This is a genomic window from Streptomyces sp. NBC_00353 (assembly GCF_036108815.1).
Taxonomy (GTDB): domain Bacteria; phylum Actinomycetota; class Actinomycetes; order Streptomycetales; family Streptomycetaceae; genus Streptomyces.
The window spans coordinates 671,735-691,720 of sequence record NZ_CP107985.1; the positions used below are offsets into that span (position 1 = coordinate 671,735).

The window sequence follows — 19,986 nt, forward strand, 5'->3', positions numbered from 1 at the left end:
CGCGGAGGGGCACTGACTGGTGGCTCGTCCGATGCAGCCAGCTGTCCCCCTCACCCTTCGGTCGTCCGTTGAAGCCTCTTGAGGAGACCTCCGCCGGCAGTTGGCACATCGTAGTGGCGGGCGGTTTCTACCGATCCGGTCAACCCGGGACCGAGCAGTCCAGGATTCGCCCGTCCACCGTCCCCACGACCAGCCGCTGTTGCTCCGCCCGGTACGCGGCGGACACCGGCGTGACCGGGTAGCCGTGCGCGCGCAGGGTGTGCCGGGCTCGCACCTCGCCCGTCGCCGCGTCCAGTGTCTCCACCTCACCGGTGAGATACACGACGTACACCCTCCGCTCGTCGCCGTCGAGATCGGCGAGCGGTTTGTCGGTGCCGTACACCCAGCGTGCCTCTCCGTCCGGCAGCCGGCGGCTCACGACGTACGTGCCCTCGCGGGCTTCCACGTAGGTGGCGCCCTGTTCGTACGACCGGCCCGCGTGGACGAGGGTGTGTGTCAGCTCGACGGCGGGGCCGTACCAGGGCTGGAGTGCGGACGCCGGGTCCCAGCGCAAGGGGAAGAGGGCGCGCAGAGTGGCGGGGCCGTGGGCGCCTGGAGGATCGATCGCGTGGATCCACGGCGCGTCGTCGTCCGGGCCGGGGCCGTCCACATACAGCAGACGGGCGCTGTGTCTGACGCGCAGCGCCGGGGAGTTGGAGCGGCCGGGGACGAGGCCGAGACGTGCCGCCTCCTGGTGCGTGGGGGCGAGCAGCACCGCGGCGTGTGCGTCGCGCCCTTGCGGGCGCAGGGCAAGCCAGCCTTCGTCCGCGGCGCACAGTGCGGGGACCGACGGCACATCCACGCAGTCCACCGCATCGCCGTCCGCCGTCGATATCCGCCGAACAGTGGTCGCGCGGTCAACCAGGCGACCCGTCACCTCGTCGCGCCGGTAGCCCCGGTACGTCACCCACGCCGACTCGTCGTCAGGGGCCGCCTCGACCCGGACGCTCCCCTCCCCGTCCGCAGGAAGAGCCCACCTCAGCGCGCCCGACGGATCCCAGCATTCGAGGTCCGTGTGCCAGCCGGTTGCGAGCACCCGGCCGTCGGCCAGCACCGCCAGGTCCCGCACCTCCGCCCGCCGCCGCCACCGGCCCTCTGTCAGCCGCGCGAGGGTGTTCTCCACACGCGGGTCGTAAAGGAGCCCGCTCTCGACCATCGGATGGCGTGTGTCGTCGGGGTCGACCAGACCGGCCGGAGCAGACAGCCAGTCGTCCACCGCGACGGCCAGCTCGAAACCCTTGCGGAAGCCGCCGTCCTTGTCCTCGGGGGAGAGCAGCATCGCGAGCCTGCCGTCCTCCAGCCAGCGCAGGTGGCGCACTTGGCGGCTCTTGCTCAGCAGGTTCGTCACGCGCCCGGTCTCCAGGTGCAGCAGGAGCAGCTCACCCTGAAAGTCCCACGAGCCGTCGTAGCGGCCGGTGCCGACGGCGACGAGCGGCAGCTCGGGGTGAGGCTCGATGGCACATACGGAGTAGCGGGAGGCGACGACGTGGCGCGGACGGAGGGTGCCAGCCTCGTACACGCCGATCCGGTAGCCGAGCCAGTGGCCCGTACCACGCCACATGACGTGCCCGAGGTCACCGGCCGCGATGACACAGCCGTGACGCTCGTCGGTCACCGCCCACACGGGCCGGCCGATCTCGGCGAACGGCTGGTCCCCGAGTATCCGGCAGACGGTCAGCTCATCCGGCACGACAATCTCCCCCCAGGTGGCGCACAGTCTGCCAGGCCCGGCGCTTTCCTGCGGTCTTCCGAGGGAATCGGCTCATCCATGTACGTGGTGCGCACCTGCCGGTGGTGCGGATGTCGTGGATCTCGATGGTGCGCACCGACTCTTCGCCATCGCCGTCCCTGACGGCGCTGGTGCTGGCCGCGTAGGCCGCGCGGGCCCGCCCCTCAGCGGGCCGCCCACAAGCGGGACCGCGCAGCACTCAAGGAGGCGCTGCGCTCGATACCGGTTGAGTACGTCGCGTCCTCGCAGTCCCAGATGTCAGCCCATGCGGCCTGTCCCGCAACCGGGTTTGCAGTGATCGGCATACCGGCCGTGCCGTCGCCAGTAAGGCCACAGCCCACGACCGGCAGGGCCGGGACGGGCGAGAGGCTGCCGCTGGTGCCGGCCATCAGTCGGACACCTTCTTGAAGCGGAAGTTCAAGGCCCAGACGGCCTCGGCGGTCGTGGTTCCGCTGTCGACGTGTTTCAGCGCCTCGACTCGAATCGTTGCGGGCCCCGCCACCTGGTAGAGCGCCGCTGCCGAGGTGTTGCCGTGGAGGGTGTGTGTGATGCCGTCGGCGGGCGTGGCAGCGAAGAGGAGGATGCTCCGCGTACTGAGCGGAACGGCTGCGTTGGTGGTGACGTCGAAGAGCCGGGCTCCCCGCCCCCTTCGTCGCCCTCGCCGACCTGGCGGGCGAGCCCACCATCGAGCGGGCGCAGGCCCTCGGCCGTGCGCTCAACGCGGTGCCCGACCTGCAGGCCTGGCTCCGTGAGCAGAGGCAGCTCACCGTCCGCGCTCTCCTTGACGGCCCGCTCACCAAGGAGGATCTGGACCCGCGCCTGGAAATCAGCCCGCAACGGGTCGCCGAGGCTCTGGTCCCGGACCGATCCGGTCCGAGCTCAGAGCCCCTCGTCGGCCGGTGGTGGCACGGTGACGACAGGGCAGACGGCCCTGTGCAGCAGACCATGCGGAACGGAGCCCAACCGCATGCCGGTGAAGCCCTCCCGGCCGCGGCGCCCGACGACCACGGCGAGCGCATGCTCGGCGGCCTCGGCCAGTACCTCAACAGGATGTCCCGGCAACACGGCATGGCTCAGCGGAACATCCCGATAGGCGCGGGACCGCCCCGCCGTGGCTTCGTGCAGTTGCCTGTGGCACGACTCGAGCGCTGCCTGCTCATCGAGAAAGCCCAGTAGAGGCCGCTGCCACACCCACACGGCACGCACGGAGGCACCACGCAAGGCGGCGGCCTCCAAGGCGTGTTCCAACGCGGCATCGGCCGACCGGCTGCCGTCCACCCCCACCACCAGGTACGGCGGCTCCTCCACGTCGCGCTCGGCTTCCGGCACGACGACCACCGGACAGGCGGCGTGCGCGCTCACCGGGACCGCCGTGGAAGCAGCATTGAGCACTTCCGCCAGTCGGCCAAGCCGACGCGAGCCGAGGACCACCAGCCGCGCGTGCGCGGAGTGCCGTACCAAGGCCTGGGCCGGATCGGCTTCCGTGATGAAAGTCGTCACCTCAAGGCCGGGTTGCCGCTCATGGGCACGGACGATCGCCTTGTCGAGCGCCTCGTCCCCCAGCTGACGCAAGGCCTTGTGGTGCGCGGTCTCCTCGACGCCGCGTACACGGTGAGTCACCGGCAGGACTGCGTTAGTCAGCTGGAGGGGCGCTCCACGGCGGGCGGCTTCGTCGGCTGCCCAGGCCAGGGCCGCATTCGCCGGTTCCACGGGGTCGACGCCGAACATGATCGGGAGTACTTCACTGGCAGATGTCATGACTCCTCCACTGATCTGCCTGCGCGTGGCAGCAGCCGTCGGCTGCAGCAGGAGCTCATACCTGCACCGTACGCACATGGACGCCGAGGCAGCAGGACCGAGTGGTCCCCATTCAGGGAGCCGTTGGTCCGGAGGAGACGACAGGTTTCCTCGCTCACGGCCGGGTCACTCAGCAGGGCTGCGCGAAACCGGCCGGGCCTGCCCGGCTGCTATGGCGACCGCCGCCCGGAGCAGGGGCTCGGTCTCCAGCACCGAGCACAGGAATGGCACGTAGAGGGCCACCGCAGCAAGGCGTGCGGATGCCAGTACGGACAGTGGCAGGACCGGCGGATAATGTCGTAGCCGCGGCGCCCTCCTCGACCGCCACCACCAGCGTCGACACTCGTCGTCGGTGAGCACAAACGCCTACCCAACACCGAACCCAAGCTCCGCGAACTGTTCGCGAAACTCCAGGCCAAGCACGGAACGGTGCTGGTCGTAGTCGATCAGCCGGCCTCGATCGGTGCCCTGCCGCTCGCGGTCGCAAGGGACATGGGCTGCCCGGTCGCCTATCTGCCGGGGCTGACGATGCGGCGGATCGCCGACCTCTATCCAGGTGAGGCCAAGACGGACGCGAGAGACGCGTTCATCATCGCGGACGCGGCCCGCGCGATGCCTCACACCCTGCGGGCCATCGACGGCGAGGACGAGACAATCGCCGCGCTGGAGATGATCGTCGGGTTCGACGACGACCTGGCCGGCGAAGCCACCAGAGTTGCCAACCGGCTCCACGGCCTGCTGACCCAAATCCACCCCTCGCTGGAGCGGGTGCTGGGGCCGCGGTTGCAGCACCCGGCGGTGCTGGCCTTGCTGGAGCGGTTCGGGTCACCGGCTCAGATCCGCAAGGCCGGACGGCGGCGGCTGGTCACGCTGTTACGGCCGAAGGTCCCGAGGATGGCCGAGCGACTGGTCGAGGACATCTTCACCGCCCTGGACGAGCAGACCGTCACCGTTCCGGGGACCGAGGCAGCCGCGCTGATCGTCCCGAGCCTGGCCACATCCCTGGCCGCAGTCCTTGACCAGCGCAAACTCCTGACCGGGCGGATCGAGGAACTCTTGGAGGCTCACCCTCTTTCGAAGGTCCTGACGTCCATGCCGGGAATCGGCGTCAGGACCGGAGCCAGGTTCCTCATCGAGGTCGGTGACGCCAGCACCTTCCCGACCGCAGGCCACCTCGCCGCCTACGCAGGACTCGCCCCAGCCACCCGCAGTTCCGGGTCGTCGATCCGCAGCGAACAACCCTCCCGGAGAGGAAACAAGCAGATCAAGCGGGCTTTCTTCCTCTCCGCGTTCGCAGCCCTGGGCGACCCCGCATCACGGGCCTACTACGACAAGAAGATCGCCCAGGGCAAGCACCACACCCAGGCCTTGCTCTGCCTCGCCAGACGACGGGCCGACGTCCTGTTCGCGATGCTCCGTGACGGAACCGTCTACGAACCGCAGCCGGCCGCAGTCATCACCTGACCTGCGGGTCTGCAAGGAGAACGACTCGATCGGCCTCGACATCGAAGCCGAGCACCGGATCGCCATAGCAGCCTTCCGGGTCCATCAGCACGGGTTTGCCCAGCCGCCGCCCGATCTCCCGAAGGAAGCCACAGAACACATCAAGTCGATCCTGGCCCTGCAACTCCCGCAGGTCGACGTCGAAGTCGACTTCATCGTCGGAATGAAAACGGAAGATCGCCAACACATCGGCAGTCGGCCAGACCCGCAGGTCCGGGCACTCGGCATCCGCCGGGCGGGACAGCACAGCCTCCGCCCGAGGCACCGGAAGCACTGTCTCTCCCTCGGAGTACTGGCACTTCCATTCCTTCTCTGCGACAAGATCGAGGACCGCCTGCCAGTCCTCCACCGAGGCATCCGGGACGCGCACGTCTGGCAGCGACCCCATCAAGTCCGGGTCGAAGAAGGAACTCACGTCATCCCACAGCAGATCAGCCACCCCGCCATGCTGCCCGGCTCGCCGACCCAACGCACCCCCGTTTCCCTTGACCAAAGAGATAGGGGCACCCCCCACTTTCAGCTGCTGACGGACCGGGATACCCCACCTTTCCAGGACCGCCCGGGAGGCGCCTCGCATGAGTGGCGTGCGCTTCGTCGCCGCCCCCGACCCCAACGACGGCGAGGGACTCGAGGCCCCCCTTATCGACGGTGGCGAGGACGCGGAGGCAGAAAAGACCGAGGAGCAGGTCGGCCTCCTCGGCGCGCTGTTCACGGGCGTGTGCGGGTCGGCCAGATGGCTCAGTGACCGCGCTGGCAAGAAGGCGCCTTGGGTGGCCCATGGGATCACGCTGTATGCGGCCATCCACTACGGCGGCTGGGCAGCCGTAGTGATCGTCGTGGCGTGGACAACAGCGGTCACCTTGTTCATCCCCCGCGAGTACCTCGAACACGTCGCCCGGAGGATCGAGCAGCGTGACGCCCCCGAGCCTGCCGAACCGGACGACGACCAGCCGCCCGCAGCCATCGACCAGAGCCTCGATCCGGAGAAGCTCACGTACGCGCGGGTGGTGGAGGAGACATCGTCCGGCACGCTGATCGGCGGCGCGCTCGCGCTGCCATCGACCTACCGGGTGGGGTACGAGCAGAAGGCGACGCAGAAGGGCACTGTCAGAGCTTCATGGCACAGTCGCCCGCCATGGACACCGACACGTTCTGGCGCCTCGTCGACACCGCGCGCGCCACTGACGCTCCGCTCCACGAAGCCCTGTCCGACCTGCTGGCCGCGGGAGGTACCGAGGAGATTCTTGCCTTCCACGACCGCTTCGACAGGCTGGACACCGCAATAGACCGGTGGGACATCTGGGCGGCCGGCTACCTCATCGGCGGAGGCTGCTCAGACGACCGGTTCATGGACTTCAAAGCCGGCCTGATCGCCCTGGGGCGGGCTTGGTACGAGCGTGCCGCCCACTGCCCCGACTCCCTGGCGGAACATCCCGACATCCGCCACGCGCTGGCCACCGGCGTCGAAGAAGCCGTGTTCTACGAGGAGATGGGATACGTGGCGCCGGCAGTATACGGGCGCATCACCGGCGACGAAGACGGCTTCTACCCCGCCCTCGACCAGTACCGCGCCCAGCACGGCGAAGCCGACGGCCCGTCCCATGACATGGGCGAGGACTTCGACTTCGACGACGCCCAGGAAATGCACCGGCGCCTGCCCCACCTGGCCGCCCTCTATCTCAAGGGAATACAGCAGTGAGCAGCCAACTGCCCTTCTTCCGCTACCACCCCGAACCCGTCACGACCGGCGCGGTCACCGCGAGTGGCGAGGTATGCGTGTGCTGCGGCCAGGCCCGTGGGTGGATCTACACATAGCGAGCTTCTACACCCAACAGGACGTGCCGGGCCGGATCTGCCCGTGGTGCATCGCCGCCGGCGGTGCGGCCGGACGGTTCAACGGCGAGTTCGCCGACGCCTACGGCCTCGACGGGGTGTCGTGGGAAGTCCTGCAGGAAGTCACCCGCCGCACCCCCAGCTTCCATGCCTGGCAAGACCCCCGCTGGCTCATCCACTGCCAGGACGCAGCCGCGTACGTGGGCGAGGTCGGCTACACCAAACTCGCCGCACACCCCGAAGCCCTCGAACAACTCCGCACCGAGATGCGCCTGGACGGCTGGCACGACGCCCAGCAACGTGAGCGGTTCCTGCAAAGCCTCGGCCACGGCGCCACTGCCATGCTCTTCAAGTGCACCGTGTGCGGCACCCACCTCGCCTACACCGACGCCTCCTGAAAGGCCGCCCTCAGATCGCTCGGGAATCTGCACTACGCCGACCAGCCAGTCGTAATCCAAACGCCACCGTGATCAGGTCACCACAACGACACCACCGACCACATCACACCAGACCAGACCTCACATGCCGGTCCGGTGACATCGCATGCTCACTGGCGACAGCCACACACAGATTCGCAGCAGTTGTAGTGCTCCTGATACTCGGCGAGGACCTGTCGAGCGTGGGCCCTCGTTCATGATCAGGATATGGTCGAGGGCCTCGCGCCGGATCGTGCCGATTACTCGCTCGCAGTGGGCATTCATGCGCGGCGCCCGAGGTGCGCTGAGCAGTACCTCGGTGTCCTGGGCTTCGAAGACGGCGTCGAACGGGTCGGTGTACTTGCTGTCGCGGTCGCGAAGAACGAAGCGCAGCGACTCGACGCGGGTGCCGAGGTCGGCGGCGAGATTGCGGGCCTGCTGGGTCGCCCACTGCGCGGTGGGGTGGGCAGTGACGCCGGTGATGTGGAGCCTGCGGGTGCCGTGCTCAAGGAACGCCAGCGCGTACAGCCGCCTGCCGGTCACGGTGTCCACGTGGAAGAAGTCCGCCGCGATGATCCCCTCGGCCTGGGTGGAGAGGAACTCGCGCCAGCTCGGGCCGGTACGGCGCGGGGCCGGGCCGATGCCGGCCGCGTGCAGGATCTCCCACACCGTGGACGGCGCGCTTGGATGCCCCAGCCGGGCCAGTTCACCCTGGATCCGCCGGTGGCCCCACCGCGGGTTCTCCTGCGCCAGACGCAGAACCAGCTTCTCGAGCGCGGTGGCCGTGGGAGCGCGCCCGGGTGCGTCGGCGTCTGTCGGAGTAGTCCCACTTGCCGGCGATCAGCCCGCGGTGCCAGGCCAGCAGCGCCCCCGGCGTGACCGGGAAGACACCGCTCCAGCGGCGGCGCGGTATCAGCGACGACAACGCGGCCAGCCAGAACCGGTCTGCGGGCTCGTAGCGGACCGGACCGCTGAGCTGTCGTCGCAGCACCGCGTTCTCGTGCCGCAGCACCAGCAGTTCGGCGTCCTTGACCGTGTCCCGGCGCAGCAGCACCGCAGGCACGGACAGCAACGCCCGGGTGGCCCGGTACAGGATCGAGATGATCACGGGGTGCAGCGGGCCTTGCACGCGGGCTCCCACCAGCAGCGATGACTTTGCGAGCCCCACAGGTACCGCGTCGAGTTGGGACCTCTCCGCCGACTCCTCCCTGCCGGTGACGGACCCGCACGTGCCCGGGCACTCCCACGATCACGTTCGCAAGATCGGCAAGGAGAACCTCTGCTCGTGACCGTCGCCCTTGATGTGGGAGGCCCGGGCGGTGGCGGGCCGGGGCGAGGAACTCCTCGCCTGGGCCTGCGCGCCGGAGCTGCCCGCCCCGCCCCTGTGCCGCGAAACCTTCCGGGCCCCGCGAGACTGGGTGCTGGTCATCACATGGTGGGACCCTCGTACGACACCGAACTGGCCGAACTCCCCGAGTCTGACAGGGGGTTGGTCACTCCGGCGGTGTATCAGTGGCGGTTCGAGTCGGTGGCGACGGCCTGACCGGGGAGTACGAGAGCTCCCACGGACTGCCCGGGACGTGCCCCCGCCACAACAGCACGGCGTTCTTCTTCTCCCAGCGCGCTGCGATGCCGGCCCGGATCAGCCAGTCCAGGGACACCCACAGGGGGGTCAGGGACAGCCAGGGGCTCAAAGTCAGTCCCGCGACCAGTGCCGCCACCAGCAGCACGGAGAAGAAACCCTTGTCGACGAGGTTGTGGCGCAGGGAGTAGTCGGCGGGTCGGGGGGGTTCGGGGTCGTCCAGCGGAACCGCTTCCTCGAAGGTGCGAACCACACTGACCCACTTGAGCCGGGAAGCCTCGAGCATCCCGAAGAGCACGCCGCCGAGCATGGAGATGACCACGACCATCCACACCGCGTCGTCGACCACGGCAGGTATCCCGCGCACGCCGAAGGCCACCGGCGCACCGACGACGCAGGCGCACACCGCCATCGCGACGCCCATCAGCTGATGGTGGACGTACCTGATCACCGAGCCCCCGTACTCCCGACGCCGAGGGTCAGCCCACCCCCGACATCTCTGCCTCGCACCGCAGCCTCCGGTCCAGGCTCAGCATCCGTAGCGGTCCCGTGAGGGTCAGCCGCGCAGTGTGCCGTAGGTCCGCGCTGGACGCCGCCAACGCTAGTTTCAGCGGCCCGGTTCAACCACCCAGTAGCCTGAACGGTCGGTGAACGCCGAGAGATCTCCGTGGAAGCAGAAGGTCAGCAGGCCCGCCCCGCCCGGCGCCGGCTCCAGCCGCTGCTGGACGTCTACGAGCCCAGTTGGCCGGGGTTGGCTGTCGACCGCCGTCCAGCTCGGCATGCCGGGCTTCGGGCAGTCCAGAGGAACCGATGAGGCGAGGAGACCAACGCCGTGAAATCAGGAGCAACCGAAGACGGAGATCAAAACGGAACCGACATCCCGGCCTCGCGCAACTTGGACAGAGCCGCGGACATGCACTGTTGCGCAGTCCTCCCATCAGCACGCATGCCATGTTCCAAGGGACCCCCACTGGCGGCGAACGTCCACGCCGGCGCGTTGTCAGCCACTCTCTCAGCGTCCACCCTGATCAAGGCATTCACGCCCTGCTCACCCAGCCATTCCAGGATGAGTAGCGTCACGTCCTCGATGCCACGATCCTGGTCGGTCTTTGGCCAGCGGCCGCGATTTCCTGTCATTGCCCCGACTCTACCGAGGCCTTCGCGGCGGTCGGGGCGCCCGTTGGTCAAGCTGGGGAATCAGCGCCCGGTATCCAGTACGGCGAAGAGTGCAGCGCACTCGCTGGCGAAGGAGCAGAGGTGGTACAGCAGCCCCTCGATGAAATGCGCGAAAACCACCCGCGGCTCCGGCCGGTTGAACAAGTGCCCCAACGAACCGGTCAACACGGACAGTTCGGCGTCCAACTCGGCTATCTGCTTAGCCGTCACATCCAGCAGCATGCCCGGCCAACGACGCCACCGGGAGTCCGTCACAAGATCTCCGGCTGTAGTACCAGTACCTGCCCAACAGCAAGCTCGACGTCGTCGACGCTGGCCACTGGGTCTGGGAGGAAGCCCCTGGGGAATACGCCGGGATCGTCAACGACTGGTGAAGTCGAACTGACCCCGGTCGGAAGACGACGCGTTGAGTCGGGTAGCGGTCGCGACCGCGGCCCGGCTCAGCGCCGTCGCCGCTGGTCAGGCCCTTCGGGAGCCACATCAGCAGGCCGGCGGTTGGGCCGCGATCTGGCGGCCCACCGCGGTGGTCTCGCAGGTCGGCATCGGCGTGACGGTCCCTGTGCAGAACCGGCACTTCCGCGCAGTCGCTACGCCGCAGCAAACACCAGAGGAGCTGCGTTGACGAACCGTAACTGGCGGACAGGGGCAGGTTCCGCAGACAGTTTGAACGCGCGGCCCCGGATCCGGTCCACGGCTGGGGCCGACGGCCAGTAGCTGAGCCTGAGTTCGGCGATGGTCCGATTGGCGGTGCCAGCGCCGAAGCAGGTCAGCCGGACTCCGTCCGCGTCGGTGAGATCCTCAACGGGGCCCGGCATGCGGTCGTTCCTTGCGGACGACCGGCCGCACGCCCTGCGGCGCGCCGTCCAGCAGGTCACCGCTGATGTCGGCGCCCCAGGCGCCGCCCCGGAGCTCGCCTTGGCGTCTTGGAGGCACAACTGCGCCAGGATCTCCTCCCGGAACCGGAGAGAGGCACGCAGGCCTGGTCCGTCCGCCGGATCGGATGACGAAGTGCACCCGGCCCCTACCGCGGCGATGCGCGCAGGAGGGGCCGGGTACGCGGGGTGCCACCGAGGCGGTCAGGCGGCCTTCAGCTGTGCGGCGATCTGCACGACGCGCTCGGCCTGGATCCGCGCGGCGGTGCGGGTGACGTCGTCGACGGGGTTGCTGAGCTGGCCGTCCACGTGCGAGGTGCCGTACGGGTTGCCGTCCACGAACTTGGCGGGGTCGGTGAACCCGGGTGACGCGATGATGCCACCGAAGTGGTGGACCGAGTTGTACAGCGCCAGCAGGGTGGACTCCTGGCCGGCGTGCGCGGTCGCTGTGGAGACGAAGCCGCTGTAGACCTTGTTGGCCAGCTTGCCCTCGGCCCACAGGCCGCCCAGGGTGTCGATGAACTGCTTCAGCTGCGCGGAGACGTTGCCGAAGCGGGTCGGAGTACCGAAGATCACGGCGTCGGCCCACTCGACGTCGGCGGGGGTCGCGACGGGGACGTCCGCGGTGGCGGCGTGATGGGCGGCCCAGGCCGGGTTGGAGTCGATGGCGGTCTGCGGGGCCAATTCGGCGACCTTGAGCAGCCGGACCTCGGCGTCGGCCTTGAGACCGGCGTCGGACAGTTCCTTGGCGACCTCGGCGATGGTGCCGGTCGAGGAGTAGTAGACGATTGCGAGCTTTACAGGGGTGGCCACGGGGCTCTCCGATTCGTTGTGCATGTAGGTGCTTGGAGCAGTCGGCTGCGAGCAGCCACAATCAACATAGACGACCGGTCTAGTAATCGCAAAGGTCGGCACCTGCTGGGGGCGGGCTTCGGTTTGCCCGGTCGAAGTCGTCTCGACGCGCGACCGGAACTGCGCGGGGGCACGCAGCCTTCTCCGACGCGCTCCGACAGCGCGTCGGAGCCGTAGTCCGGCTGCGGGCACGCCGGGCGACCGGATGAGTCGGCGAGCAGTGCCGCTTCTCCACATGAAGGGCTGCGCTGCCCGGTCGTGGTCGGGTCGCGAGGTCGTGCGCCCACACCGCGCGATGCCTGCGACTTCTGACGCGGAAGGGGGGCCTGCGCGCGAGTGCGCAGGTCAGGCCGTGTGCTCTGTGAGACCCGGGTCGTTGGGGTGCGGCTGTACTGCGGTGACCACCGAGACCATCCAGGGCCACAGCGGCAGGGTGCCGAGCACCTTCTGGTACAGCTCCTGCTCGTCCGCAGCGCGCCACAAGCCGATGCTGCGCAGTTCACCCACCGGGCGCCACAGCCTCACCAGGTGGCCGGTGGCGGCCAGCTCTCCGGCCCGGACGGCTTCGTCGGCACGTCGGCGATCGACCTCGGCCCGTGGGGTGTTCTCGGGCACGACGGTGGTGAGCTCGACCAGGAACTCCTTCATGACCTCTCCAATCTGCGGTGCTGCTGGGGCGCTTGAGCGGTGCGGGCCGTCAGTCGTCAGCCGCGAGCCGGGAGACGTGGTACTGGCGGATCCGCCAGTCGTCGCCGTCACGCACGAGGACCAGCGACAGGTGCACGGCCACCGCCCAGCCGTCCGGGTCGCGGAACGTGACGTCAGCGAAGCCGCCGGCCAGGCCCTCGCCGATCCGGTAGCCCTGGACGTCCGCGACGTGGGCGCTACGCTCGGCCGGCACGGCCTCGTCGTAGGCGCGTACGGCTTCCCGGCCGGAGACGACCGCCGGCCCGAATCCCTGGAAGAGGGTGTCGGGGGTGAACAGGTCGGCCATGGCGGCCGACCGGTGGCCGTCGAAGGCGGCCTTCCAGCGGCCCAGCACCTCGCGCATGGGGTGATTCGATACGTCTTCACTCATGGTGATCAGCTCTCCTGGGATGGGGGTGCGGGCGGAGGCGAAGGTGGCGCCGCAAAGGGAGTCGGCAGCGCCCGGCCCGTCCGCTGGCACGGCCGCGCTGCCGGGGCTGTCGCGGTTCCGTCCGGCAGAGTGGCTGAAGCGCGGAGATTCCATCGTAGTCAACCGGTCTACTAAATGATAGTCGGGCGGTCGTATACTGTCCTCATGGGACGCACCAGTGACGCCAAGGAGAAGATCATCAGTGCCGCGGAGTCGCTCATCGAGCTCCACGGTTATTCCGCGTTGGGCGTGGCCGAGATCTGCAAGTCGGCCGGAGTCCCCAAGGGCAGCTTCTACCACTTCTTCGAGTCCAAGGAAGCGCTCGCGCTGGCCGTGATCGACCAGCACTGGGCGGTCGAGTGCCGTGGCTGGACCGGCGTGCTGAACAGCGACGCCGAGCCGCTGGAACGGCTGCGCCAGCTGTTCCAGCTGACGGAGGCGGCTCAGCGCACCAGTCAGAAGAACTGCGGAACCGTCTCGGGCTGTATGTTCGGGAACCTCACCCTGGAGATGAGCAACCAGACCGAGGCCATCCGCGCGCGCCTGCAGGGCATCTTCGACGCCCAGGTCGACATGGTCGACTCCCTTATCGGCGAGGCCCGCGAACGCGGCGAGGTCATCGTGAGCGACACCCACCAGGCAGCCCGGTCGATCGTCGCCCAGCTCGAGGGTCAGGTGCTCTTCGCCAAGCTCTACAACAACACGTCCCTAGCCGACGCCCTGTGGACGAACGCCCTGTCCCTGCTGGGCGCCCGCGCACCGCAGATGGCCGCCGAAGCCTGACTATCGCTCCATGGACAAGTGTCTCGTGCAACGGGACTCCCGAAGATCGTCAAGCTTGGTCGCGAGATGATCTGCGCGAGTCCCGTTTCGCACGTCCAACCTGGTTGACCAGTGATGTAACTCTCCAACGCGGCGACGTTGCCGTCTCGGTTGCAGGCGGTGGCGGGACGTCCTCAACTCCTTCGCGCGGTCCGGAGGGGGCCTGTTTGGTCGAGACCGTGCCGTCACTGGGAACCTTGCGGGGGTCAGCGGCCGGGGAGTCGCTCGGTGATCTCCTGGAGTACCCAGCCGTTGCCGTCCGGGTCGCTGAAGGTGGCGAAGGAGCCGTAGGAGGCGCGCTCGGGCTGAGGGCCGGCGAGCCGCTGCTGCCCCTCGATGCGGTGGGTAACCTCTCCCCCCTCGTGGCCGTGGTAAAAGAAGCCCGCGTCGTGGAAGATCTCACTCACCTCGATGCCGCGCTCGATGAGTTCCGCGCGTGCCTGCTCGATGTCGGAGACGACCAGGTATATGCCCTGGGCCGAGCCGGGCGCGGCGGAGGCGACCCCTTTGCCGAAGATGATCGAGCACTTGGAGCCGGGCGGCGTGAACTGCACACCGCGCCAGTCCTCGTTGGCGGTTTGGTCGAGGTCCAGACGGAATCCCGCCTTCTCGTAGAAGGCCTTGGCCCGGTCGACGTCGGAGACGGGGAGTACGAAGACTTCGAGCTTCAGATCCATGGATGTGTGCTCACTTTCAAAGGTAGATCAGCCGGTTTCCATACCGGATGCATGTTCGAACTACTCCGATCCCCCGAGTGCTGGCGCACTGCCGAACCGGACGTGGGCCCGGCGGATCGGAAGGTGGTCGACAGGCGCGTCGTCGACTCAGTGGCCGGCGATCTGCCCTCCGTCGACGTGCAGGATCTCGCCGGTGACGAACGGGGCGTTCTCGAGGTACATGACCGCGTCGACTGCATCGCTCACCTCGCCGATGCGGCCTACCGGATGCAGGGCGCCGAGGTCGTCCCAGTACCCCGCGGTCATAGGGGTCTTGATGGTGCCCAGGGCGACGGCGTTGCTGCGGATGCCGCGGGTGGCGTACTCGATCGCGAGGGCCCTGGTGGCGGACTGCAGGCCGCCCTTGGTCAGTGCGGCAAGTACGGATTTCACGTTGGAGTTGGCCTGGTCGGCCAGGGTGCTGGTGATCTGTACGACGTGACCACCGCCCTGGGTCAGCATCTGCCGGGTGGCGAGCTGCGTGATCCTGAAGAAGCCTGCCAGGTTCACGCCGAGTGCGGCGTCGTAGTCCTCCTCGGTGAAGTCGGTGAACGCGTTGGAGATGAAGATCCCGGCGTTGTTGACCAGCGTGTCGATGCGGCCGAACTGTTCGAGGCCTGTGGCGATGACCCGTTCCGCGGTGGCGCGGTCGGCGATGTCACCCTGGACGGTGAGAATGCCGGGATCCTGCGAGGGTGCGATGGTGCGTGATGTGGCGACGACGGCGTAGCCCAGCTTGCGGTAGGCCACGACCAGTCCGGCGCCGATGCCCTGCGACGCGCCGGTGATGACTGCAACCTTCTGGCTGTGAGTGCTCATGATGGCCCCTTCGAGGGATGCGGACGTTGCGAAAGATTAGACGACCGGTCTTCTATTTGTATTCCCACGTTCGAGGCGGCGGAGCGTATGGGATTGCAGGTCAGATTGAGCACGCCCTGACGGAGCTCAGCGCGTCACTCATCGCGGTAGGGGGTCGTTTGAACTGAGCCGGGGCAGGTCTGGGCGGCAGAGGGGACCGGTCGGTCCCCTCTGCGGCCGAGTGCGTCGTACTGGATGCCGCGGACCTTCAGCGCATAGGAGTATTCGGCGCCCTGGGCCGGGACCACGGTCAGAGCAGCGAACGTGCCGGCCGTGAGACCAGCCGCGATGGCGGCATGGGTGCGCAAGATGAAGTCCCCCAATGCGTCGCCCGCAGGGACGGACGCCGACCGGACGTCGAAGACCGCGTCCCTGCGCTTATGACCCCGCAACATCGCCATCGCAGGCAGGCACTGCTGGGCCAACGCGCTTGCGGCCCCATGTGAAGATGAACACCGCGACGACAGCAGTCAGGACGAAGAGGATCGAGACGCCGAGCCACTGCATGCTGTTCATCTGCGAGAGCGGCAGGTAGTCCACCGACCAGCCCACGATGCAGGCCTTGTGCGGACAGGCGTCGTGAGTCCTCCTCGACGCCTCGTGCGGCATCTGGGTGCGGACCGCCGAGCCTGAACTCACCAACGGTCGGCGGGCACCGGGTGACACCAAGTCTGATGCGGGCAAGCGGTTCCTCGTCCTGTCGGCCTTTCTGGAGAAGTACCTCAAGCGGCATCTGGCCTGGTACGCGGAGAGGCAGCCGGCGGACTGTTGTTCGTGGAGGAGCGGAGCAAGCCTCTCCGGCGCTCCACGTTCGGGCGGAGGTGGCGGAAGGCTCGAGCCGAGGTCGGGCTGCCGGACAGCTTCCGCTTCTACGACCTTCGTCACACCGGACACACGCTCTCGACGCAGTCGGGCGCCACGCTCAAGGACACGATGGTCCGCGCCGAGCAGTCCTCCGAGCGTGCCGCGCTGAGCTATCAGCACTCGAACCTGGAGCGTCAGCGGGAGGTGTCCGACGGGATCGACGCCCGCGTTCGCGCCGAGCGGGAGAAGGTTGCGATTGTGCCCGACGATCAGGCATCGGGCACGCGACGGGCACACGACGCCTGATGCGGTCTAGACAACAAAGAAGCCCCGGGCCGTTGGCCTGGGGCTTTTGTATGGAGCGGGTGACGAGAATCGAACTCGCGCTCTGAGCTTGGGAATCCTGAGACGACGTCCCGGTGTGGGTGCTCTGGCCTGCAGGGATAACGTCAATGCCTGCTTCGCGCCTCGGTGGGGTTGACCGCTGTTGACCGTGGTTCTCCGCCGCAGATGGTGCGGAGGTGGTGCGACGTCGTACGCGTTTCTGAGAGAAGGAAGTCGCCTCCGGCGACTGCGACCTACCAGGCCGGATCAGGCAACGCTTGCGCGACGACGGCCCGGGAAATCTCGTTTTCCCGCGCTGCTCGACGGTCTGAACCGTCTGGCCCGCCCTCGGCGCGCCGATCGCCTTGTCTCTCCACTTCTCTGCCCATACTCCATGCGGGTGGTGTGGGCCTTTGGGGCGTCACCGTCGAAGAGGGACGGCGTCAGGGGGGACGTCATGGCTCGGGCCTGAGCGCCGACCGCTGACCTGCGGAATTGAGCAGATTTCTGCTCAAGATGCTGGAGAGGGTATGTGCTACTAACGTCATGCCTGTGAGAGTCGCAACCGGGGCACGCCCCGGGCAGCAAGATTCCGGAAGGGCCGGAACCAATCAGCGGCGAGACGTGCTCCCGCTTCGAGCTGTGACCTCTGCGAACCGCACCGTATGTCTTGCATGCGCTGCGGCCACCCGTCTTCGATCTTCGGTGGCGGAAGGAAAGGTAGAGACTCATGCGAACACCTCATATCAAGCGTTCCCTCGCTGTAGCCGCCGCCGGTGTGATGCTGGCTGGTGGCGCCGCTGTTGGTGCCGGAGGGGCGGCCGCGGCCGCCCCTGCCCACGCGACCTCCGCGGCCAGCCACTCCTACGACCGGTGCGGCTGGTGGGGTGACTGCAACGGGTACTGCGGCTACGGCTACGGCAACGGGTACTACGGCTACGGCAACGGGTACTGCGGCTACGACAACGGGTACTACGGCTACGACAACGGCTACGGCTACGGCTACGGCTACGGCTACGGCTACGACAACGGGTACTACGGCTACGACAACGGGTACGGCTACGGCTACGGCTACGGCTACGGCGGATACTGAGCCAACTCGGGGATAGGTGAACTAGTGCCGCATCAGACAACGTTCGCCCTGTGGAAAACTCGTCGAAATGGTCTGTCGGGCGTGGCCGAGGATGGTCCTTCGGGCTGCGAGCGGATCTGCGCCGGCTCTCCTACGCGCTGAAGTGGGAACGGCGCGGGCGCGCCAGCGACGACGCCACCCTCTTCATGATCGAGTGGCACGGAGGCGCCGCCGACCACCTCGCGGTCCTTGACTGAGCGCCCGCGCGTCAGGCCCCGATCACGTCATCGGCGACAAGGGCTGATCACTTTCGCGGTGCCTCGAAAGTGAAAATGCCTGTCACCTTACGGATGCCCGTAAAGCGATCACGCCCCCTGCTCCGGCTACGGCCGGGGAGGGACGCATGCCGCCGTATGGCCTAAGAGGAGCTAACACAATGCCTGGACTCGCCTGTAGGTGATCACACAGCAGGCGAGCCTCAGGAACGCCTCGTGGATGTCGTCGCGGATCTCCCAGCGGATCCGTAGCCGTCGGAAGCCGTGGATCCACGCGTTCGTCCGCTCGACTACCCAGCGGACCGAGCTCAGGCCGGAGCCGTGCGGAACTCCGCGTCGGGCGATGACCGGCTTGATGCCGCGCTTTCACAGGAGCCGACGGTACTTGTCGAAGTCGTAGCCCCGGTCGGCGAACAACTGCCGCGGCCGGTGACGGGGGCGACCGGTCACTCCGCGGATCCGCGGGATCGCGTCGAGCAGGGGCAGCAGCTGGGTGATGTCGTGGCGGTTGCCACCGGTCAGGGTGATGGCGAGCGGGGTGCCGCCTGCGTCGGTGATGACGTGGTGCTTCGAGCCGGGCCGGGCACGGTCGACCGGGCTCGGCCCGGTTTTGGGTAGCCCCGACGGGCCTGATGGTGGGAGCCGTCGATCACCGCCCGGGACCAGTCCAGCTTCCCGGCACGGTGCAGCTCGGTCAGCAGCACCTGGTGCAGCCGGTCCCACACCCCGGCCTTGTGCCAGTCCCGCAGCCGGCGCCAGCACGTCATCCCGGACCCGAAGCCGAGCTCCTGCGGCAGCCACTCCCACTGGATCCCGGTGTGCAGCACGAACAGGATGCCCTGCAGGCAACCACGGTCGCCCAGTGGCAGCCGGCCGGGATGGCGCGGACGCCGCTGCCTGACCGGCAGCAACGGCTCGATCCGCCTCCACAGGTCATCCGGCACCATCCACGGAGGGCCGTTTCCCTTCCCCATGACTCGTTCAACGAGCCAGCCAGGAAGGGGATATGGCTACGACCAGGCTTCTATTAGGTGCTCTAATAGGTGCTCTAACTCCCGCAGCTGACGGCCTGGAAAATAGGGTGCGATCGGCTGAGCTGGGGTGATAGGTAAGCGATGTGACAGAGAGTCTTGAGTATTCCGCCCTGCTGCAACTGATCGACGAGCGGTCGGCCGCGTTCAGGAGTGCGGTTGCCGCCGCGCCCAGCCTTGACGCGCCGGTGCCGTCCTGCCCCGAGTGGACGTTGTTCGATCTGGTGCAGCACCTGGGTACGGGCCAGCGCTGGTGGGCCGCGATCGTCGCCGCGGGCCCGGCCGAGGCTCCGCCGGCCAAGGATGCCGCGGAGGTGCCGCGCGAGCTCGAGGCGCTGCTGGCCTGGTACGCCGAGTCGAACGAGCTGCTGCTGAGTGCGCTGCGCGAGGCTGGCCCGGAGCGCGAGTGCTGGGCGTGGTGGGGCGCCGGCTTGTCGCCGGCGAATGCCTGGGGCGTTGCCCGGCGCCGGGTGCACGAGGTGCTGGTGCACACCTACGACGCCCAGCTCGCCGCAGGCGCCGTGCAGCCGATGCCGACGGACGTCGCGATCGACGGCGTGGCCGAGTTTCTCGACACCTGCAACTCCACCCCGGCGGCCTGGCCTCACGAGGCCGCCACCATCCACTACCACGCCACCGAGGGCCGCTCCTGGCTCCTCGCGCTGGACGGCACCGGCGCCTGGCCCGCACCCCTCACGGACGACGCCGCGCCCGCCTCCGCTTCGGCCACGGGCACGGCCGAGCAGCTGCTCCTCTTCGTCTGGGGCCGCCTCACGGTGAGCGACCTGAAGATCGAGGGCGACCAGCAGGTGTTCGAGCAGCTGATCGCCTGGGAGCCCGAGGAGTAGCCAGTCAACACCGCCAGCGGACGGCCTCGATGACGTCCGCGTCGGTGAACATCGCGAACAGCTCCGCCTCCGCGCGGCGGACGGCCAGTACGGCCTCGTACAGCTCGGGCCCGAGCGCCTCCCGCAGCACTGCCGACTCAGCCAGGAAGGGGATATGGCTACGACTCGCGCTCTGAGCTTGGGAAGCTGAGGTGATCTGGGGCCCGCGCGCGTCTGACCTGCACTGCAAAGCCTTCGATGCTTGGTGGGTGAGCCCGTTAATTCCCCAAGGCTCCCCGCGGTTCCCCGCACGATCTGGCACGTGTCTGGCACGCCTCTTG

Annotated in this window: 20 protein-coding genes and 6 pseudogenes; 10 read left to right on the forward strand and 16 right to left on the reverse strand. The window is 68.1% G+C overall.

All coding sequences use genetic code 11. The annotated features are described in order from the left end of the window. Positions 1 to 139 precede the first annotated feature (139 nt). Positions 140 to 1,729 carry a hypothetical protein gene (locus OHA88_RS03095; protein WP_328624109.1) on the reverse strand — a complete coding sequence of 530 codons (1,590 nt, stop codon included), beginning with the start codon at positions 1,727 to 1,729 and terminating at the stop codon, positions 140 to 142. A 918-nt stretch (positions 1,730 to 2,647) separates the two neighbouring features. Further along, entirely contained in the window at positions 2,648 to 3,496 is an 849-nt protein-coding gene (locus tag OHA88_RS03100) for a universal stress protein (RefSeq protein WP_328624110.1), read from the reverse strand. A 429-nt stretch (positions 3,497 to 3,925) separates the two neighbouring features. On the opposite strand from OHA88_RS03100, the pseudogene OHA88_RS03105 reads away from it, so the two are divergent. Next, positions 3,926 to 5,029, forward strand: a pseudogene (locus tag OHA88_RS03105) (IS110 family transposase); the annotation flags it as partial. Here OHA88_RS03105 and OHA88_RS03110 read toward each other — a convergent pair. Beyond that, on the reverse strand, positions 5,022 to 5,507 hold the full coding sequence (locus OHA88_RS03110; RefSeq protein WP_328624111.1) for a hypothetical protein: 486 nt from the start codon (positions 5,505 to 5,507) through the stop codon (positions 5,022 to 5,024). The pseudogene OHA88_RS03105 and the gene OHA88_RS03110 sit on opposite strands and share 8 nt — an antisense overlap. Before the next feature lie 696 nt (positions 5,508 to 6,203). Here OHA88_RS03110 and OHA88_RS03115 point away from each other — a divergent pair. The 3 genes from OHA88_RS03115 to OHA88_RS03125 are packed head-to-tail and all read left to right on the forward strand — an operon-like array spanning position 6,204 to position 7,299. Next, entirely contained in the window at positions 6,204 to 6,767 is a 564-nt protein-coding gene (locus tag OHA88_RS03115; protein ID WP_328624112.1) for a DUF4240 domain-containing protein, read from the forward strand. Beyond that, complete coding sequence (locus OHA88_RS03120) at positions 6,764 to 6,883, forward strand: CbrC family protein (RefSeq protein ID WP_328624113.1); 120 nt, start codon at positions 6,764 to 6,766, stop codon at positions 6,881 to 6,883. The genes OHA88_RS03115 and OHA88_RS03120 overlap by 4 nt, the downstream gene beginning before the upstream one ends. Next, positions 6,868 to 7,299, forward strand: coding sequence for a CbrC family protein (locus tag OHA88_RS03125; protein WP_328624114.1), 432 nt, complete (start codon positions 6,868 to 6,870; stop codon positions 7,297 to 7,299). Before OHA88_RS03120 ends, OHA88_RS03125 begins: the two co-directional genes overlap by 16 nt. 182 nt (positions 7,300 to 7,481) lie before the next feature. Here OHA88_RS03125 and OHA88_RS03130 read toward each other — a convergent pair. Continuing rightward, positions 7,482 to 8,425 (reverse strand): annotated as a pseudogene (locus tag OHA88_RS03130) (integrase core domain-containing protein); the annotation flags it as partial. A gap of 193 nt (positions 8,426 to 8,618) precedes the next feature. Between OHA88_RS03130 and OHA88_RS03140 the strand changes: the two are divergent. Continuing rightward, positions 8,619 to 8,860 (forward strand): annotated as a pseudogene (locus tag OHA88_RS03140) (hypothetical protein). Here OHA88_RS03140 and OHA88_RS03145 read toward each other — a convergent pair. The 7 genes and pseudogenes from OHA88_RS03145 to OHA88_RS03180 form a co-directional block, all read right to left on the reverse strand. Further along, positions 8,811 to 9,350: a hypothetical protein gene (locus OHA88_RS03145; RefSeq protein WP_328624115.1), complete on the reverse strand. Its 540-nt coding sequence runs from the start codon at positions 9,348 to 9,350 to the stop codon at positions 8,811 to 8,813. The pseudogene OHA88_RS03140 and the gene OHA88_RS03145 overlap by 50 nt on opposite strands. A gap of 410 nt (positions 9,351 to 9,760) precedes the next feature. After that, the gene (locus OHA88_RS03155; RefSeq protein ID WP_328624116.1) at positions 9,761 to 10,036 is read right to left on the reverse strand and encodes a hypothetical protein; all 276 of its coding nucleotides are present in this window, start codon (positions 10,034 to 10,036) and stop codon (positions 9,761 to 9,763) included. A 60-nt stretch (positions 10,037 to 10,096) separates the two neighbouring features. After that, entirely contained in the window at positions 10,097 to 10,285 is a 189-nt protein-coding gene (locus OHA88_RS03160) for a hypothetical protein (RefSeq protein ID WP_328624117.1), read from the reverse strand. A gap of 430 nt (positions 10,286 to 10,715) precedes the next feature. Further along, positions 10,716 to 10,993: pseudogene (locus tag OHA88_RS03165) on the reverse strand (IS1380 family transposase); the annotation flags it as partial. A 158-nt stretch (positions 10,994 to 11,151) separates the two neighbouring features. Further along, positions 11,152 to 11,760, reverse strand: coding sequence for an NAD(P)H:quinone oxidoreductase (wrbA, locus tag OHA88_RS03170; RefSeq protein ID WP_328624118.1), 609 nt, complete (start codon positions 11,758 to 11,760; stop codon positions 11,152 to 11,154). Positions 11,761 to 12,144: 384 nt separating this feature from the next. After that, positions 12,145 to 12,447, reverse strand: a complete 303-nt coding sequence (locus OHA88_RS03175; protein ID WP_328624119.1) for a muconolactone Delta-isomerase family protein — start codon at positions 12,445 to 12,447, stop codon at positions 12,145 to 12,147. 49 nt (positions 12,448 to 12,496) lie between these two features. Next, the gene (locus OHA88_RS03180; protein ID WP_328624120.1) at positions 12,497 to 12,877 is read right to left on the reverse strand and encodes a nuclear transport factor 2 family protein; all 381 of its coding nucleotides are present in this window, start codon (positions 12,875 to 12,877) and stop codon (positions 12,497 to 12,499) included. A 204-nt stretch (positions 12,878 to 13,081) separates the two neighbouring features. On the opposite strand from OHA88_RS03180, the gene OHA88_RS03185 reads away from it, so the two are divergent. Beyond that, on the forward strand, positions 13,082 to 13,699 hold the full coding sequence (locus OHA88_RS03185; protein ID WP_328624121.1) for a TetR/AcrR family transcriptional regulator: 618 nt from the start codon (positions 13,082 to 13,084) through the stop codon (positions 13,697 to 13,699). Positions 13,700 to 13,944: 245 nt separating this feature from the next. Here OHA88_RS03185 and OHA88_RS03190 read toward each other — a convergent pair whose 3' ends face one another. The 3 genes from OHA88_RS03190 to OHA88_RS44470 all read right to left on the reverse strand — a co-directional run bounded on the left by OHA88_RS03190 (position 13,945) and on the right by OHA88_RS44470 (position 15,713). Then, complete coding sequence (locus tag OHA88_RS03190) at positions 13,945 to 14,415, reverse strand: VOC family protein (protein ID WP_328624122.1); 471 nt, start codon at positions 14,413 to 14,415, stop codon at positions 13,945 to 13,947. Positions 14,416 to 14,562: 147 nt separating this feature from the next. Next, positions 14,563 to 15,273, reverse strand: a complete 711-nt coding sequence (locus OHA88_RS03195) for an SDR family NAD(P)-dependent oxidoreductase (protein WP_328624123.1) — start codon at positions 15,271 to 15,273, stop codon at positions 14,563 to 14,565. 134 nt (positions 15,274 to 15,407) lie between these two features. Continuing rightward, entirely contained in the window at positions 15,408 to 15,713 is a 306-nt protein-coding gene (locus OHA88_RS44470) for a hypothetical protein (RefSeq protein ID WP_443044163.1), read from the reverse strand. A gap of 206 nt (positions 15,714 to 15,919) precedes the next feature. Here OHA88_RS44470 and OHA88_RS03205 point away from each other — a divergent pair. From OHA88_RS03205 to OHA88_RS03215, 3 genes and pseudogenes are all read left to right on the forward strand, one after another. Continuing rightward, positions 15,920 to 16,422, forward strand: a pseudogene (locus tag OHA88_RS03205) (tyrosine-type recombinase/integrase); the annotation flags it as partial. A gap of 748 nt (positions 16,423 to 17,170) precedes the next feature. After that, positions 17,171 to 17,533, forward strand: a complete 363-nt coding sequence (locus tag OHA88_RS03210) for a hypothetical protein (RefSeq protein ID WP_328624124.1) — start codon at positions 17,171 to 17,173, stop codon at positions 17,531 to 17,533. 50 nt (positions 17,534 to 17,583) lie between these two features. After that, positions 17,584 to 17,769 (forward strand): hypothetical protein, encoded by a 186-nt coding sequence (locus OHA88_RS03215; protein ID WP_425901640.1) that lies wholly within the window; start codon positions 17,584 to 17,586, stop codon positions 17,767 to 17,769. Between the two features lie 171 nt (positions 17,770 to 17,940). On the opposite strand, the pseudogene OHA88_RS03220 reads toward OHA88_RS03215, so the two are convergent. Then, positions 17,941 to 18,734, reverse strand: a pseudogene (locus OHA88_RS03220) (IS5 family transposase). Positions 18,735 to 18,904: 170 nt separating this feature from the next. On the opposite strand from OHA88_RS03220, the gene OHA88_RS03225 reads away from it, so the two are divergent. After that, on the forward strand, positions 18,905 to 19,666 hold the full coding sequence (locus tag OHA88_RS03225) for a maleylpyruvate isomerase family mycothiol-dependent enzyme (protein WP_328624125.1): 762 nt from the start codon (positions 18,905 to 18,907) through the stop codon (positions 19,664 to 19,666). A 4-nt stretch (positions 19,667 to 19,670) separates the two neighbouring features. On the opposite strand, the gene OHA88_RS03230 is transcribed toward OHA88_RS03225, so the two are convergent. Next, positions 19,671 to 19,796, reverse strand: a complete 126-nt coding sequence (locus OHA88_RS03230) for a hypothetical protein (protein WP_328624126.1) — start codon at positions 19,794 to 19,796, stop codon at positions 19,671 to 19,673. Positions 19,797 to 19,986: the final 190 nt, after the last annotated feature.

What these genes read in the sequence shown, in the direction of transcription:
- OHA88_RS03100 (WP_328624110.1), bottom strand. Translation starts at nt 3,496, where the DNA reads ATGTTCGGCGTCGACCCCGTGGAACCGGCGAATGCGGCCCTGGCCTGG.
- OHA88_RS03115 (WP_328624112.1), top strand. Translation starts at nt 6,204, where the DNA reads ATGGACACCGACACGTTCTGGCGCCTCGTCGACACCGCGCGCGCCACT.
- OHA88_RS03155 (WP_328624116.1), bottom strand. Translation starts at nt 10,036, where the DNA reads ATGACAGGAAATCGCGGCCGCTGGCCAAAGACCGACCAGGATCGTGGC.
- OHA88_RS03175 (WP_328624119.1), bottom strand. Translation starts at nt 12,447, where the DNA reads ATGAAGGAGTTCCTGGTCGAGCTCACCACCGTCGTGCCCGAGAACACC.
- OHA88_RS03180 (WP_328624120.1), bottom strand. Translation starts at nt 12,877, where the DNA reads ATGAGTGAAGACGTATCGAATCACCCCATGCGCGAGGTGCTGGGCCGC.
- OHA88_RS03185 (WP_328624121.1), top strand. Translation starts at nt 13,082, where the DNA reads ATGGGACGCACCAGTGACGCCAAGGAGAAGATCATCAGTGCCGCGGAG.
- OHA88_RS03190 (WP_328624122.1), bottom strand. Translation starts at nt 14,415, where the DNA reads ATGGATCTGAAGCTCGAAGTCTTCGTACTCCCCGTCTCCGACGTCGAC.
- OHA88_RS03195 (WP_328624123.1), bottom strand. Translation starts at nt 15,273, where the DNA reads ATGAGCACTCACAGCCAGAAGGTTGCAGTCATCACCGGCGCGTCGCAG.
- OHA88_RS44470 (WP_443044163.1), bottom strand. Translation starts at nt 15,713, where the DNA reads ATGGCGATGTTGCGGGGTCATAAGCGCAGGGACGCGGTCTTCGACGTC.
- OHA88_RS03210 (WP_328624124.1), top strand. Translation starts at nt 17,171, where the DNA reads ATGCGAACACCTCATATCAAGCGTTCCCTCGCTGTAGCCGCCGCCGGT.